Source organism: Arsukibacterium sp. UBA3155 (genome assembly GCA_002364615.1).
In the GTDB taxonomy this organism is placed as follows: domain Bacteria; phylum Pseudomonadota; class Gammaproteobacteria; order Enterobacterales; family Alteromonadaceae; genus Alishewanella.
This window is the reverse complement of sequence record DEYP01000019.1, coordinates 72,384-86,451: the sequence shown is the minus strand read 5'-3', so window position 1 is coordinate 86,451 and position 14,068 is coordinate 72,384. Positions and strand designations below refer to the sequence as shown.

Annotated in this window: 9 protein-coding genes; 5 read left to right on the top strand and 4 right to left on the bottom strand. The window is 51.1% G+C overall.

The annotated features are described in order from the left end of the window. The first annotated feature begins 133 nt into the window (after nucleotides 1-133). Nucleotides 134-2,281, top strand: a complete 2,148-nt coding sequence (locus B2X65_RS08695; protein WP_290612008.1) for a winged helix-turn-helix domain-containing protein — start codon at nucleotides 134-136, stop codon at nucleotides 2,279-2,281. 109 nt (nucleotides 2,282-2,390) lie between these two features. Beyond that, on the top strand, nucleotides 2,391-2,963 hold the full coding sequence (locus B2X65_RS08690) for a DUF3617 domain-containing protein (protein ID WP_290612007.1): 573 nt from the start codon (nucleotides 2,391-2,393) through the stop codon (nucleotides 2,961-2,963). A 55-nt stretch (nucleotides 2,964-3,018) separates the two neighbouring features. Here the strand turns inward: B2X65_RS08690 and B2X65_RS08685 are convergent, their stop codons facing one another. Next, nucleotides 3,019-4,668 (bottom strand): methyl-accepting chemotaxis protein, encoded by a 1,650-nt coding sequence (locus B2X65_RS08685; protein ID WP_290612006.1) that lies wholly within the window; start codon nucleotides 4,666-4,668, stop codon nucleotides 3,019-3,021. Nucleotides 4,669-4,892: 224 nt separating this feature from the next. Here B2X65_RS08685 and B2X65_RS08680 point away from each other — a divergent pair, with 224 nt between their 5' ends. Further along, nucleotides 4,893-5,870: an aldo/keto reductase gene (locus B2X65_RS08680; protein ID WP_290612005.1), complete on the top strand. Its 978-nt coding sequence runs from the start codon at nucleotides 4,893-4,895 to the stop codon at nucleotides 5,868-5,870. Nucleotides 5,871-5,933: 63 nt separating this feature from the next. On the opposite strand, the gene B2X65_RS08675 is transcribed toward B2X65_RS08680, so the two are convergent. The 3 genes from B2X65_RS08675 to B2X65_RS08665 form a co-directional block, all read right to left on the bottom strand. Next, entirely contained in the window at nucleotides 5,934-6,941 is a 1,008-nt protein-coding gene (locus tag B2X65_RS08675; protein WP_290612003.1) for a LacI family DNA-binding transcriptional regulator, read from the bottom strand. A 12-nt stretch (nucleotides 6,942-6,953) separates the two neighbouring features. Beyond that, nucleotides 6,954-8,324 (bottom strand): glycoside-pentoside-hexuronide (GPH):cation symporter, encoded by a 1,371-nt coding sequence (locus B2X65_RS08670; protein WP_290612002.1) that lies wholly within the window; start codon nucleotides 8,322-8,324, stop codon nucleotides 6,954-6,956. A gap of 66 nt (nucleotides 8,325-8,390) precedes the next feature. After that, nucleotides 8,391-9,731 (bottom strand): GH1 family beta-glucosidase, encoded by a 1,341-nt coding sequence (locus tag B2X65_RS08665; protein ID WP_290612000.1) that lies wholly within the window; start codon nucleotides 9,729-9,731, stop codon nucleotides 8,391-8,393. A 170-nt stretch (nucleotides 9,732-9,901) separates the two neighbouring features. On the opposite strand from B2X65_RS08665, the gene B2X65_RS08660 reads away from it, so the two are divergent. Both B2X65_RS08660 and B2X65_RS08655 read left to right on the top strand, forming a co-directional pair. Further along, the gene (locus tag B2X65_RS08660; RefSeq protein WP_290611998.1) at nucleotides 9,902-11,191 is read left to right on the top strand and encodes a sugar MFS transporter; all 1,290 of its coding nucleotides are present in this window, start codon (nucleotides 9,902-9,904) and stop codon (nucleotides 11,189-11,191) included. Beyond that, nucleotides 11,191-13,749: a glycoside hydrolase family 3 protein gene (locus B2X65_RS08655; protein ID WP_290611997.1), complete on the top strand. Its 2,559-nt coding sequence runs from the start codon at nucleotides 11,191-11,193 to the stop codon at nucleotides 13,747-13,749. The genes B2X65_RS08660 and B2X65_RS08655 overlap by 1 nt, the downstream gene beginning before the upstream one ends. Nucleotides 13,750-14,068: the final 319 nt, after the last annotated feature.

Here is a 14,068-nt window from a genome sequence, read left to right as displayed (position 1 = left end):
CTTTCCTGTTAACATAACGTCGCCAGTTAAGCTAATGCCACGCCGTAAATATAGCGATAATGGCCAGATGATTAATTTATGATGAAAAGCTTACAGGCTTTTTATGTATATAAACAATGGGTTGTAATAGCTTATGAACAAAAGGCACTGGCAGCTGGGTAAACTTGTATTCGACCCGCAACGCCGAACTCTGCAACTGAACGGGCAACGCTGTGCATTAGAACCCCGGCAGGCAGCGCTTTTGCTGTTTCTGGCGCAACACGCCGGCGAGCCGGTCAGTCGTGAAAAACTGATAGACGAGATATGGCAAGGTCGTGTGGTCAGTGAAGGCGCCATAAACCGAGCGGTAAGTTTATTGCGAAAAGCCTGCGCCAGCCTGGATCCTGCTACTGATTACATCGCCACTATTCCTAAACTGGGTTATTGCCTGCAGGCAAGCGCAAGCGAAATAGCTGCGGCTGCAGCGCCGGACAGTCAACGTAGCACTCAGCCTTTTGCAAAGTCCGCTTCAGAACACGATTTGCAGCAAATAGCCGCAAATAAAAAGCACCATGTTAAACCCGTCGCCGCTAAAAATCGCATGATGATATGGCCCTTTATTTTACTTTTGATGCTGGTTTTGACGGCACGCTGGGCCTGGTTACAATATTACCCTGGTGCCGGTAAGGAGCAAAACAACGTTTTGATCCCAATACCGGTCACCAGCTTCGACGGCGCAGAGTTTAATATCAGCAGCAGCAACGATGGCAAGCTGCTATATCATCGCCGTGATGCTGACGGTAAAATTCAGCTGTGGCTTTTGCATGGTCAACAGCACAAGGCACTTATCACGCAGCCAGAGCATGCTATTAACGGCAGTATCAGTCCCGATGGTTACCAGGTGGTTTACCGCAGGCTGGACGGTAATCAATGCCAGATAATGTTACTGTCCTTGCATCCGGTGACATCTGAGCGGGCGTTATTTGATTGCCCTGTAGACAGTGTATTTCAGGCCAGTTGGAGCCCGGACAGCGAGTACCTTTATTACCGGATCCGCCAAAATAAAACCCGGCCTTACCTGGTGTATCGGTACCAGATTGCCACAACAAAACAGGAACAGCTAACCCTGGCTGATCCCGCCAGCTTTAATGGTGCCATCGCCCTGACACTAAACGCAGATGGCACACAACTGGCCATTGCCAGTTATCTTACTCCCGATAGCAGCCAGCTTAAGTTATATAAACTGGTCACGGGTCAGCCGCCGCAATTGCAGCAAACAACAGACCTTAACATTGGGGTGGTCGATTTAACCTGGCCGGCTAACCAGGCGTTGCTGCTGGCCAGCAGTAACCAGGTGTACCAGCTGGCCGTGGATTTTAGCTTACAGCACTATTTTTACTCGCAGCAGCTTATTAACTCGATCACCAGTAATCAGCAACAGCTGTTTTTTGCCAGCCAGCAGCAACAAGCCGATATCTGGCGCCAGCCGCTGAAAAACGTAGCCGGTAATTCTGCAACCGTCGATAGTGCAATACCCCTGATTGCCAGTTCAAGACTGGACATACTCCCCCGGGTCAATCAGCTGGATAGCGAGCTGCTATTTTTGACTACCCGCCAGGGAGTCCATCAAATCTGGCGTAAACCCATCAATGGTCCGGAGCAGATGTTGTCAGCTATACCGGCACCGGCCGGCTTTATCCGACTCAGCTGGTCGTTTGATCAACGTAGCGTGTATTTCAGCCAACAAGGTTCGGTGTATCAACTGGAGCTGGATAATGCCCAGTTAACTCAGTTGTTTTCCGCCGAACATCAGGCCTTCGTCATCAACCCAGGGCCAGATAATAACAGCCTGATCTACAGCAGCAATAAAACGGGTGACTGGCAACTGTGGCGTTATATGCAAAACAGTAAACAACACCAGCAACTCACCACGCAGGGTGGTTATAGCGGTTATATGGCGGGTGATACTCTGTTTTATAGCAAATTTCATCAGGATGGCTTGTGGCAACTCGATATTGGTGCAGACAACGCCGGCAATGCAGAGACACTGCTCTTCGCCGATTTTGATAAAGTTAACTGGCTTAACTGGCAGTTGCAGGAGCAAAGCGTGGTGTACTATCAGCCGGGTACAGGTATCTACCGCCAGGCACTGACTACTGACGCCACACCTGAATTACTGCTGGCCTACAGCCCGGAGCTGGTACATCACTATAGTGTCAGTAAACAGGCAATTTACTTCGTAAAACGACAGCCACCACAGGGTGATATCTACCAGTTACCCTTGCCATCAGGCACGCCATAATTGTTTCAGGCCAAGCCGAGGTGGTCGGGTACTTTGCGGTTTTAAGGGTTAGCTTCTATGCTTGCTGTTGATTCACACTGCCTTGTTTTCACGGTCACGGAGGATATTTATGCAAGATTATATAGCCAAGCCAAACTATTTCGCCAAACTAAAGTACGTTACTGCCATCAGCACCCTGTGCAGCGCGCTGCTTGTGTTTAGCTTGTCCGCCAATGCTGAAAAGCTGAAACTGGACGTTGAACCCGGCTTATGGCAGCACAGCTTTAGCATTGAAACTGCCAGTGGTGAACTGGAACGGGCAATGCAACAACTGGAGCAGCAACTGGCCAGCATGCCAGCAGCGCAGCGCCAAATGATGGAGAAAATGATGGCAAGCCAGGGTATGTCTTTTGATTTAAAAAGCCGCTCTATGCAGGTTTGCCTGACCCAGCAGGAGATTGATCGCGGTCAGTTGCCGCAACAGGACGGCTGTCAACAGCAACTTAACCAAACCGGAGATAGCAGCTACCGTTTTTCTTTTAGCTGCGACACCAATCCACCCACCAGTGGTGAAGGCGAAATGACATTTAGCAGCCGTAAGGCGTATAACGGCAGCGCCAGCTTTACTACCGAGGTTAATGGCAAAGCGGAACAGATGACCATGCAGCAGAGCGGCAAATGGCTTAAAGCGGAGTGCAGCTAGCCACAGCGGGTTTAACTTTAAGGTTAAACCCGGCTACAGCTAGAACGTGTTACGTTTAATCCGTTTTAAAGCGGCTAACCTGGCCGCTTAAACCGGTCGCTACTTTCTGTAATGCCGCGACGGCGCCGCGATTTTGCTTCATCGCTATCGTCGTTTCGCGCGACATCGTCGCAATTTGTTCAATATGCCTGGCAAGCTCAGATACCGCTGCCGATTGCTCATTGGTTGAACGGGACACGTCACGCACATTATGCAGCGAATCTTCCGCCTGTAAGCGAATTTGCTCCAGCATGGTCGCCGCCTGCTTGGCTAACGCCAACCCCTGCGCTACCCGTGGTGCCGAGGTTTCCATTCCTTGTACCGCCTGCTGGGTTTCATCCTGTACTAACTGGATCATGCCGGCAATTTCAGTGGTGGCCTTACTGGTTCGTTCGGCCAGCTGTCTTACTTCATCTGCTACCACCGCAAAACCGCGACCTGACTCTCCGGCTCTGGCGGCTTCTATCGCGGCATTTAATGCCAGCAAGTTGGTTTGTTCTGCAATGCTGCGAATAACTCCGGCAATACCGGCAATATCTTTCGAGCGCTGCTGCAGGCTGCCAATCTGAGTGGCTGACTGTTGCACCGTTTCCGCCACCACACCGATTTCGGTAGCGGCATCTTTCACCAGTTTAGCGCCCTGTGCTGACAGTTCTGCCGTTTTCTCAGAATTCTGCTCGGTCAGCTGCACGGTGTTAGCCACTTCTTTCAGACTAACCGTCATCTCTTCAATGCTGGCAGCAGAGGCAGTTGATGAAGTAGCCTGCAACTCAGAGGCTTGCAGCGCTTCTTTTGAAGCAAGATCCAATTCCGTTGCCTGAGCCGATACCGTGCTGGCAGCACTAATCACTTCTGTCAGTGTTTGTCGTAATTGCTGTTGCATTCTGGCAATGGCTGCCAACATGCTGTTTGGCTGGCTGGTTTTAATCCGGGTGGTTAAATCACCGCCGGCGATTTGGCTGACAATTTCTGCAGCCTCTGCAGGTTCGCCACCCAGAGAGCTGCGCAAGTACCGGCTAATGTACCACGCGGTAAGTGCACCAATCACAATCGCCAGCAAAGTCAGCAATACCATCGACACGGCAAAGGTGGCCGCTACATCGCGGGCATAGGTGGTAGCTTGCTGATTTTTCTGCTCCTGAAAATCGATAAAGGCATTAATGCTGGCTAACCAGTCCACAAAAGCCGGGCTCATTTGCTGCAATAACAACTGCTGGGCCGCAGCTTGCTGGCCTTGCTGGCGCAGCCGGATAACCTCGGCTGCCAGCGGCTGAGCGCGCTGCTCTACCTGATGAATAGTATCCAGTAAGCGCCGCTCCGCCGCGCTAATATCAGCAGACGCCTGAAACAGCTGGTCCATCGGCTGTCGGGACTTAAGATAAAACGCTTCCAGCTGCTCAATGCTCATCAGAACAGGCGCCAGGTCTGTGATATTGGGTACCAGGGTCACATCGCGCAGGGCGATGGCCCTGTCATGCACACTGCCCCGGAAATTAATGGCATAACGCTGTTTAACTGAGTTTACTTCTGTAATTTCGGTCAGAGTCTGATTTATCTGACTTACCCGCTGCACGCCGAACAATGTCAGCCCCACCATCAGCAACAACACCACCCCAAAACCTAACCCAAGTCGCATGGCGACTGTCATTGCCTGTTTATCCTGCATATTTTTTCCTCAGCTCTGCATGCAACTCTACAACGGGTATACGTTTATCATGCTAAATTAGACATGCAGTATACGCAGTTGTTGTTAACAAATACCAATAAATTAAACGAACAATCGCATCGCTTTTTTGGTGTATTCACTTTATGTTTTCGCAAACTTGTTCAACAATATTAAGCTTCGTGCGCTGCCGTGGCCGTAACTGTTAATTGCATCCGGGAATTACTATGACTTTGCAACACACTCCTCTGACGGATTATCTTGCTAATACCAGCCGCCTTATTTTTGGTTGTATGAATTTGGGTGGAGGCTGGAATACCAATGCCATCAGCATTGATGATATTAGACAAACTCACGCGGTAATAGATGCCGCGCTGGATGCCGGCATTAGTATTTTTGATCATGCCGATATTTATACTTTTGGTAAGGCAGAGCAGGTATTTGGTAAGGTATTGGCAGAGCGCCCCGCGTTGCGCCAGCAAATGTCTTTACAGTCTAAATGTGGTATTCGTTTTGCTGATGAACAGCAGGTTCAGCGTTACGATTTCTCAGCCAACTGGATAACCTCGTCGGTTGACCATATTTTGCGCCGGTTGCAGATTGAGCAACTGGATACCTTGCTATTACACAGGCCCGACCCGTTAATGCAACCGGAAGAAGTGGCGGCAACCTTTGCCAGCTTGCGCGAAGCCGGCAAGGTAAAACAGTTTGGCGTATCAAATATGCAGCAGCATCAGATTGGTTTGCTGCAAGACGCCTTAATTGAACCTTTAGTGGTAAATCAGCTGGAGCTTAGTTTAAGTCACCTGGCCTGGCTGGATGAAGGCACGACCGCAGGCTGCAGTGGTCAGCCGCCCGTTAACTTCAGTGCGGGGACTATTGAATATTGTCGACGTCAGCATATCCAACTGCAAGCCTGGGGCAGCTTAAGCCAGGGATTGTTCAGCGGCAAAGATGTCAGTAACCAGCCGGAGCACATTCAGCATACAGCCAAACTAGTGCAACAGTTAGCGGCAGAATATCAGGTGAGTAAAGAGGCAATAGTATTGGCCTGGTTAATGCGCCATCCGGCAAATATACAACCGGTAATTGGCAGCACAAACCTGAAGCGAATTGCGGCCTGTGCCCAGGCAACAACCGTGCAGCTTAGCCGCGAGCATTGGTACGCGCTTTATGTTGCCGCCCGCGGTGTGCCTTTGCCCTAGTTGTTAAAAGCGAAAGTTGTTATAAGCAAAAGTCGTTATCTGCAACAGTGGCCACACGCGAGCTTAGTCTGCCGTAGCCCCGGCCACTGAGTCACGGGGTATAAGGTGCGGATTAAATATTTGCTGCACATCAATTCGACTTTGCTGATATACCTGTTTCAGCACCCAGCGCGCCGCCATCTGGCCCATGGCGCTGACCGGATAGTCAATTGTGGATAACTTCGGATAGGTGTAGTAGGCAAAATTAACGTTATCAAAACCGATTACCGAGAAATCTGCCGGCACATCATACCCCAGCTCTCTGGCAGCAGTGAGCGCACCAGATGCCATTTCATCGTTGGCACAGACAACGGCACTAAATGGCCGGCCGCTGTCCAGTAACACCTGTAAGCCTTTGCTGCCGCCAGTCTCCCGGAAGTCACCTTCAAAAAATAAGGCGTCTTCCGCGGTTAACTGATACTCGCCCAATGCCCGTTGATGACCATGAAAGCGATCGCGGGCATCCGTTTTCCACATCGGGCCGGCAATATAGCCAATATGGCGATGGCCCTGTGCCAGCAAATGCTTTGTCGCCAGATACCCCCCTAATTCATTATCCAGACTAATGCAGCGATCTGCCAACGCCGGTACATGGCGGTTTAACAACACAAAAGGGGTTTCTTTAGTGCTTAAATCAATCAGAAACTGGTCGCTGACGGCTTCAACATGCAAAATTAATGCATCACAATTGCGGCTACGTAAAAAATCAATGCCATCTTCCTCGGTTGCCCGCTCACTGTGGCCGGCGGCAATAATAACGTGCTTACCCGCGGCCCGGAACTCGGCTTCAATACCGGTGAGCATTTCGCCATAAAACGGACCATGCAGTTCTGAAACCAGAATACCGATACTGTTCGAGCGGCTGGAAGCCAGAGACTGAGCAATAGAATTGGGCCGGTAACCCAGTTGCTCCATTGCAGCAAGGACTTTATTGCGGGTCGCTTCACTCACCCGGACGTTATTGTTCATCACCCGGGAAACTGTTGCCAGTGATACGCCAGCTAATTCAGATACCTGGTAAATGGTTGCCATGTCGTGCCTGCATTAATGGTTTGAGGCCGGTACTGTAGCATGCTCTGGCGCGACATCACCAGATTGCTGTGCCAGTTGCCGGTGAATATCCAGTACCCGCTGGCCAGTAAGCTGGTAGCGGGTCATTACCACAGCCACCAGCACCGAGCCAATAGCGGGCAATACGGTAAAACTGAGCAGAATACCCTGCTGCGTAGAGGCGCTTTGCACCACATCTGCCTGATAACCAAAGCCGGCCAGCAACCAGCCCGCCAAGGCACCACCCAGGGCCAGCCCCAGCTTGATAAAAAACACGATAGAGGAATACACCAGGCCGGTGATCCGGATCCCGGTTTTATAATGACCGTAATCGACCGTGTCGGCCATTTTGGCCCATAACAACGGCGTAGCCATTTGCAAAAAGAAACCCCACAAAAAGTACAGGGCAAAGGCCAGTGCCACTTGCTCGCTGCCAATAAAAAAGCTGATAACACAAATAAAAGCCGAGATAAGCTGCAGACCAATATAGGCTTTTACTTTATCAACATAGCGGCTTAGCCATTGAGCGACAGCGCAGCCGGCAATATTGCCCAGCATACCCAGGGTAATAAAGGCGGTAATTAAGTCTTCCCGCCCCAGATAATACTTTACGTAAAAAATGGCCAGGGTAGAGCGTAGCACCATGCCGGTAAGCAGGAAAAAGGCGGCGACACATAAAATTCGCCACTGATCATTTTGCCACAAAGAATTAAAGCTGCTTTGCAAGGTCAGTTGCTGATTAACCGGGGCATGCACCCGCTCACGCGTGCCGAAAAAGCACAGCAAAAACAATAGCAGACCCAGCGCGCTCATGGCGGCTATGGTTAGCTGATAGCCTTTGGCGCTATCGCCATTACCAAAGAAGTTGACCAGCGGTAAGGTGCAGGCGGTGACCAGCAAACCACCCAGCATGCCGAATACAAACCGATAGGATTGCACCGACACCCGCTCGGTCGGATCAGCAGTTAACACTCCGCCCAGTGCCGAGTAAGGAATATTAATCGCCGTATACGCCAACATTAATAAGGTATAGGTGGCAAAGGCGTAGATTACTTTGCCATTGGCTGATAAATCGGGCGTGGTAAAGGCCAGCACACTGCACAGCGCAAAGGGCAGCGCTAACCAGAGTAAATATGGTCGGTATTTACCATGCCGGCTGGTGGTTTTATCGGCCAGGGCGCCCATTAGCGGGTCGGTTACGGCGTCGATAATACGGACCAGCAAAAACATACTGCCCACTACCGCCGGCGAAATGCCAAAAATATCGGTATAAAAAAAGGTTAAAAACAGCATGACGGTTTGAAATACGATATTGCTGGCAGTATCACCAAGGCCGTAGGCCACTTTTTCCCGTTTTGTCAGCATACTGGCCCCGTTATGGCACTGTTATATTTTTATATGATGTCAGCCGTGCTTTCTGTCGACATAGACTCAGCCGACATGCGTTCTGCCGGCAAAGCAGTCACGCAAGGCGATAGCACTGGCTTTTAACGTACGTTGCTGGGTAGTGTAATCAACATAGACTATACCAAACCGTTTGGCATAGCCTTCAGCCCATTCAAAGTTATCCATCAGGCTCCAGGCAAAGTAGCCGTCAATCCGCATTCCGGCATCTATTGCCTGCTCTACCGCCTGCAAGTGTTGCTGAAAGTAGGCGACCCGCTCGCTATCTTCTATCTTGCCCTGCTGTAAGGCGTCAGGCATGGCGGCACCGTTTTCAGTGATGTAAACCGGCGGCAGTGAATAGCGGGTATTCATATCCAGCAGAACTTCGGTTAAGCCTTGCGGGTAGATCTCCCAGCCCATATCGGTTAGGGGCGGGCTGGTCGGCGGCACATCGCTGAACCAACCTTTGTTATTAGCTCTGTATACTGTGCGGGTGTAATAGTTAACACCCAGAAAATCTAATGGCTGAGCAATTATTGCCATATCACCGGCCGCAATGTCTGGCTGTTCAGCAAGCGGTAACTGTTCCAGCAGCTTTGGATAGCAACCTTGCATCAGTGGCTTAAGATACCACTGGTTATGATATTGATCGGCCATATCAGCAGCACGAACATCCGCCTCACTTTTACTGGCGGGGTGGCAGGGACTAAAATTCAGTACTATGCCATTTTTGGCCTGTGGCGCATTGTGTTGCAGCACTTTTAATGCAAGGCCATGCGCCAGCAATAAATGATGCGCTACCTGACGGCCTTGTTGACGGTTTTGGACACCGGGGGCATGAATACCGGCTTCGTAACTTAAATAGGCACTGCAAAACGGTTCATTTAAGGTGGCATAAGAATACACTCTGTCACCAAAAGCGCGGCTGACTTTATCTGCGTAATCAGCAAACTTGTAGGCGGTATCACGCTTAAGCCAGCCACCTAAGTCCTGCAGGTATTGGGGTAAATCCCAGTGATACAAGGTAACAAACGCTTTGATCCCCCGAGCCTGAAGGGCATCCAGCAACTGCAGGTAAAAATCGAGTCCGGCCTGATTGATACTGCCATCAACATTAATGACCCGGCCCCAGGCTATTGAAAAGCGATAGGCATCGACGCCCAGCGCAGCAATAAGCTCAATATCATCATGCCAGCGATGAATATGGTCACACGCTGTCAATCCGTCAGAGCCGTCTTTAATCCGGCCGGGCTCGGCACAAAAGGTGTCCCAGATACAAGGCAGGCGGCTATCGGCCCCGCCTTCAATCTGAAACGCAGCGGTTGCCACCCCGAACACAAAGTCGGGCTGGCGCAGGGGCGAGGTGGCAGCTAAGGAGATTTTCATCAATTTGGCTATCTTCCGAACGAAAAGTTACTGGCAGCTGGACGACAAAAAATTTGCCAACAGCGTGATATATGCTATAAATGAAAGCGCTTACATAATACTAGACGGCCCAGACCAGTACGTCAACAACCGGCCCGTCAATAAAACACAATGCACCCCAGGGGGACAAGATGGCAACAACACCAATTCCAGCAGCTGGCGCCAACGCCGCTAGTAACCAGGGCAATTATCGCTTTGCGTTAACGGCCCTGACCTCACTGTTTTTTATGTGGGGTTTTATTACCTGTCTGAATGACATTCTGATCCCCTACTTAAAAATTCTGTTTGAGTTAACTAACTTCCAGGCCATGCTCATCCAGTTTTGCTTTTTTGGCGCCTATTTTATCGTCTCGGTGCCAGCCGGTATGCTGGTCAGTAAAATTGGTTATAAAGCGGGCATTGTTACCGGCTTGCTGATTGCCGGTGCCGGCTGTTTGTTGTTTATTCCGGCTGCCGCAATGCATGTCTATGCTATGTTTTTACTGGCACTGTTTGTACTGGCCTCGGGCATTACTATTTTACAGGTGGCGGCTAACCCTTATGTCAGCGTGCTGGGAAAACCTGAGACGGCGTCAAGCCGCTTAACCATGACCCAGGCGTTTAACTCACTGGGCACCACCGTTGCGCCCTTCTTTGGCGCCTGGCTTATTTTTGGTGGTATGGATGCGCCGGAGCCGGTGCCGGGCGCGGTCACCGAATCCACCGTACAATTACCTTACCTGATACTGGCCGCCAGTTTAATTGTGCTGGCGATTATCTTTGCCTGGTTAAAACTACCGGCGATGGGCAAAAAAGACCCGGGCCAGGCACTGCCACTGGGTGGTGAAGCCTGGCGGCAGCGGCATTTAATGCTGGGCGCACTGGGTATTTTTGTTTATGTTGGCGCTGAAGTGGGTATTGGTAGCTTTTTGGCCATTTATCTGTCGATGCCGGAAATCGGTGATATGACGACGGCCGCTGCCTCACACTATATTTCCTGGTACTTTGGTGGTGCTATGGTCGGGCGCTTTATTGGCGCTGCGGTAATGCAAAAACTCAATGCGGGTAAAGTACTGGCCTTTAATGCCATTATGGCGGTATTACTGCTGGCGATAACCATTTTATCTGCAGGTAAACTGGCCATGTGGTCCCTGTTATTAGTGGGCCTGTGTAACTCCATTATGTTCCCGACCATTTTCAGTTTAGCCATAGCCGGCTTAAAACATTATACCAGTCAGGGTTCCGGCATTTTATGCCTGGCCATTGTTGGCGGCGCTATTTTGCCTCTGCTGCAAGGCGCCTTAGCCGACACCGTTGGCGTGCAACTGGCGTTTATTATACCGCTGCTTTGCTACATCTATATTGCTTTTTACGGTTTAAATGGCTGCAAACCCCGCGGCTCGCTGACCGAAACCATTGCAGCGACGAAGGAGGCGTTATAATGCTCCACAGACCATCACTGTTGTTAAAACCCTTGCTGCTGGTCATCAGCAGCAGCCTGACACTAGCGGCATGCAGCAAACCTGCCCCGGTATCGCCAGTTGTCGGGGACAGCCCGACCTCAACCGCAAATAGTACGATCTGGCCCAGGCTTGAATTGCCAGTAGCACAAGACCCGGCCACTGAGCAGGAAATTACCGAGCTGATGGCAGGCATGACCCTGCAGCAGAAAATTGCCCAGATGATCCAGCCGGAAATTCGCGATATTACCATCGAAGATATGCGCCAATACGGTTTTGGCTCTTACTTAAACGGGGGTGGCGCCTTTCCAAACGATGATAAATACGCCACACCCGCCGATTGGATAGCGCTGGCCGAAGCCATGTATCAGGCCTCGGTGGATGCCAGCATCGACGGCAGTAGCATCCCGACCATGTGGGGTACCGATGCGGTGCATGGCCACAACAACGTCATTGGTGCCACTATTTTTCCGCATAATATAGGCCTGGGCGCGGCTAAAAATCCGGCATTAATTGAACAAATTGCTAAAGTCACCGCCCGTGAAGTGATGGTAACCGGTATTGACTGGGTGTTTGCCCCGACAGTCGCCGTGGTGCGCGATGATCGCTGGGGCCGAACCTATGAAGGCTATTCAGAGCATCCGCAAATTGTGCATGACTACGCCGCGGCAATTGTTACGGGCTTACAGGGCGCGGCGGATGCTGATTTCCTGGGCAATGAGCGGGTAATCAGCACCGTAAAACATTTTGTCGGCGATGGCGGCACCACCGGCGGCATTGATCAGGGCAATACCGAAGTGACCGAGCAGCAGTTGTTCGATATTCATGCTCAGGGCTATGTCGGCGGCCTGCAGGCCGGTGCCCAGTCGGTCATGGCGTCCTTTAACAGCTGGAACGGCAGTAAAATTCATGGCAATCAGTATTTGCTTACTGATGTGCTGAAAAACCGCATGGGCTTCGATGGCTTTATTGTCGGTGACTGGAATGGCCATGGTCAGATCCCGGGTTGTACTAACGACAACTGCCCGCAGGCTGCCAATGCCGGACTGGATATTTATATGGTGCCCACCGCAGCTTGGAAACCACTGTATTACAATCTGATTAAGCAGGTTGAAGCCGGTGAAATTAGCATGGCGCGCATTGATGACGCAGTGCGGCGTATTCTACGGGTAAAAAAACGCGCAGGCTTATTCACTAAAGCCAGCCCGGCACAGCGCCCTCTGGCAGGAAAAACCGAATTAATTGGCTCGGCAGAGCACCGGTCCATTGCCCGTGATGCGGTGCGCCAGTCACTAGTATTACTGAAAAACCAGCAAAATCTGTTACCACTTAACCCCAGCCAGCGCATCTTAGTTGCCGGGCCGGGTGCAGATAATATTGGCCAGCAAGCCGGTGGCTGGACGATAAGCTGGCAGGGTACGGGTAATACTAACGCCGATTTCCCCGGCGGTAGCTCCATTTATGCCGGTATTGCCCGCCAGGTTAACGCCGCAGGCGGCTCAGCAGAGCTTTCAATCGATGGCAGTTATCAGCAGAAGCCCGATGTTGCTATCGTGGTTTATGGTGAAGAGCCTTACGCCGAAGGCAATGGTGATATTGATAACCTGGAATACCAACGAGGCGTTAAAACAGATTTAGCGTTACTTAAGCAGTTAAAAGCCGACGGTATTCCGGTGGTATCGCTGTTTATCAGCGGCCGGCCACTATGGGTAAACCCAGAGCTTAACGCCTCAGACGCTTTTGTGGCAGTGTGGTTACCAGGCAGCGAGGGTGATGGTGTTGCTGATGTTATTCTGGCCAAAACCGATGGCAGTGTGCAGTATGATTTTCACGGTAAGCTGCCGTTTTCCTGGCCAGCCAGTCCGCAGCAAACCGCGGTAAATGATGGCGATAAAGAGTATCAGCCTTTACTGCCGTATGGCTTTGGCCTGCGTTATGGCCAGAGCGATGTATTGGCAACAGATTTATCAGAACAGGTGGAGCTGGACGACCAACTGGATGAATTGGTTGTTTTTGAACGTGCTCCGCGCTCGCCGTGGCAGTTACAACTACAAAGCGGAAATGATAACGAGCTGGTCAGCAGCAGCATTCAGCAGCTCGGCGCAATCAACAGCCGTACCTTTGATAAAGAGGTGCAGGAAGATGCCCGTCGCTTTGAATTTGATGGCACTGCCAGCGCTTCGTTCAGCTTTATCAGCCCGTTTCCACGTGACTTACGGGCCTATGCCGAAGCCGACAGCCAGTTAACGTTACTGGTTAAACGGCAAGGTGAAGTGCCGGCGGAAGTGATGCTAAGCATGGCCTGTGGTGATGCTTGCGGTGGCGAGGTGAATATCAGCGCCGCACTGGCCGTTATGCCGGAAGATCAGTGGCAACCACTGACGGTAAAATTAAGCTGCCTGCAGCAACAGGGACTGAACCTGGGGCAGGTATTCCAGGTGCTGTCGGTGCAAACCAGCGGTAAGTTAACCCTGAGCCTGGCTGATGCCAGAATAAGCCCGGTGGCGGATAAGCAGCATACTGTGGTGGCTTGCCAGTAACGACCTGGTGTTAAAGTAAAGCTTAAGGGTGCCCGCGGGCGCCCTTTTTTAAATCCTCTCAACTATCATTCCCTCTGTACTGAGTTGCTAAGGCTGATACTAACTCCGAGAGGCACAGTGACTGGTGTAGCCGCTAAGATCGGTGCAGAGGCTGGGGGGCTGGAGATACTTACTTCACCGCCTTCAAGGATCACATCCCTGTGCCCTTTCAGGCTCCGCGGCATCCATGCCGCTGTTACGTAAGCACACCAGCCACCCAGCCATAACAGATTGTTGTTAGAGTTAGTGAGCAATATAAAATCAACTTAAAAAAAAGTGC

Bases quoted from the DNA above. Each gene is read 5' to 3' on its own strand.
- B2X65_RS08695 (WP_290612008.1), top strand. From the start codon at position 134: ATGAACAAAAGGCACTGGCAGCTGGGTAAACTTGTATTCGACCCGCAA.
- B2X65_RS08690 (WP_290612007.1), top strand. From the start codon at position 2,391: ATGCAAGATTATATAGCCAAGCCAAACTATTTCGCCAAACTAAAGTAC.
- B2X65_RS08685 (WP_290612006.1), bottom strand. From the start codon at position 4,668: ATGCAGGATAAACAGGCAATGACAGTCGCCATGCGACTTGGGTTAGGT.
- B2X65_RS08680 (WP_290612005.1), top strand. From the start codon at position 4,893: ATGACTTTGCAACACACTCCTCTGACGGATTATCTTGCTAATACCAGC.
- B2X65_RS08675 (WP_290612003.1), bottom strand. From the start codon at position 6,941: ATGGCAACCATTTACCAGGTATCTGAATTAGCTGGCGTATCACTGGCA.
- B2X65_RS08670 (WP_290612002.1), bottom strand. From the start codon at position 8,324: ATGCTGACAAAACGGGAAAAAGTGGCCTACGGCCTTGGTGATACTGCC.
- B2X65_RS08665 (WP_290612000.1), bottom strand. From the start codon at position 9,731: ATGAAAATCTCCTTAGCTGCCACCTCGCCCCTGCGCCAGCCCGACTTT.
- B2X65_RS08660 (WP_290611998.1), top strand. From the start codon at position 9,902: ATGGCAACAACACCAATTCCAGCAGCTGGCGCCAACGCCGCTAGTAAC.
- B2X65_RS08655 (WP_290611997.1), top strand. From the start codon at position 11,191: ATGCTCCACAGACCATCACTGTTGTTAAAACCCTTGCTGCTGGTCATC.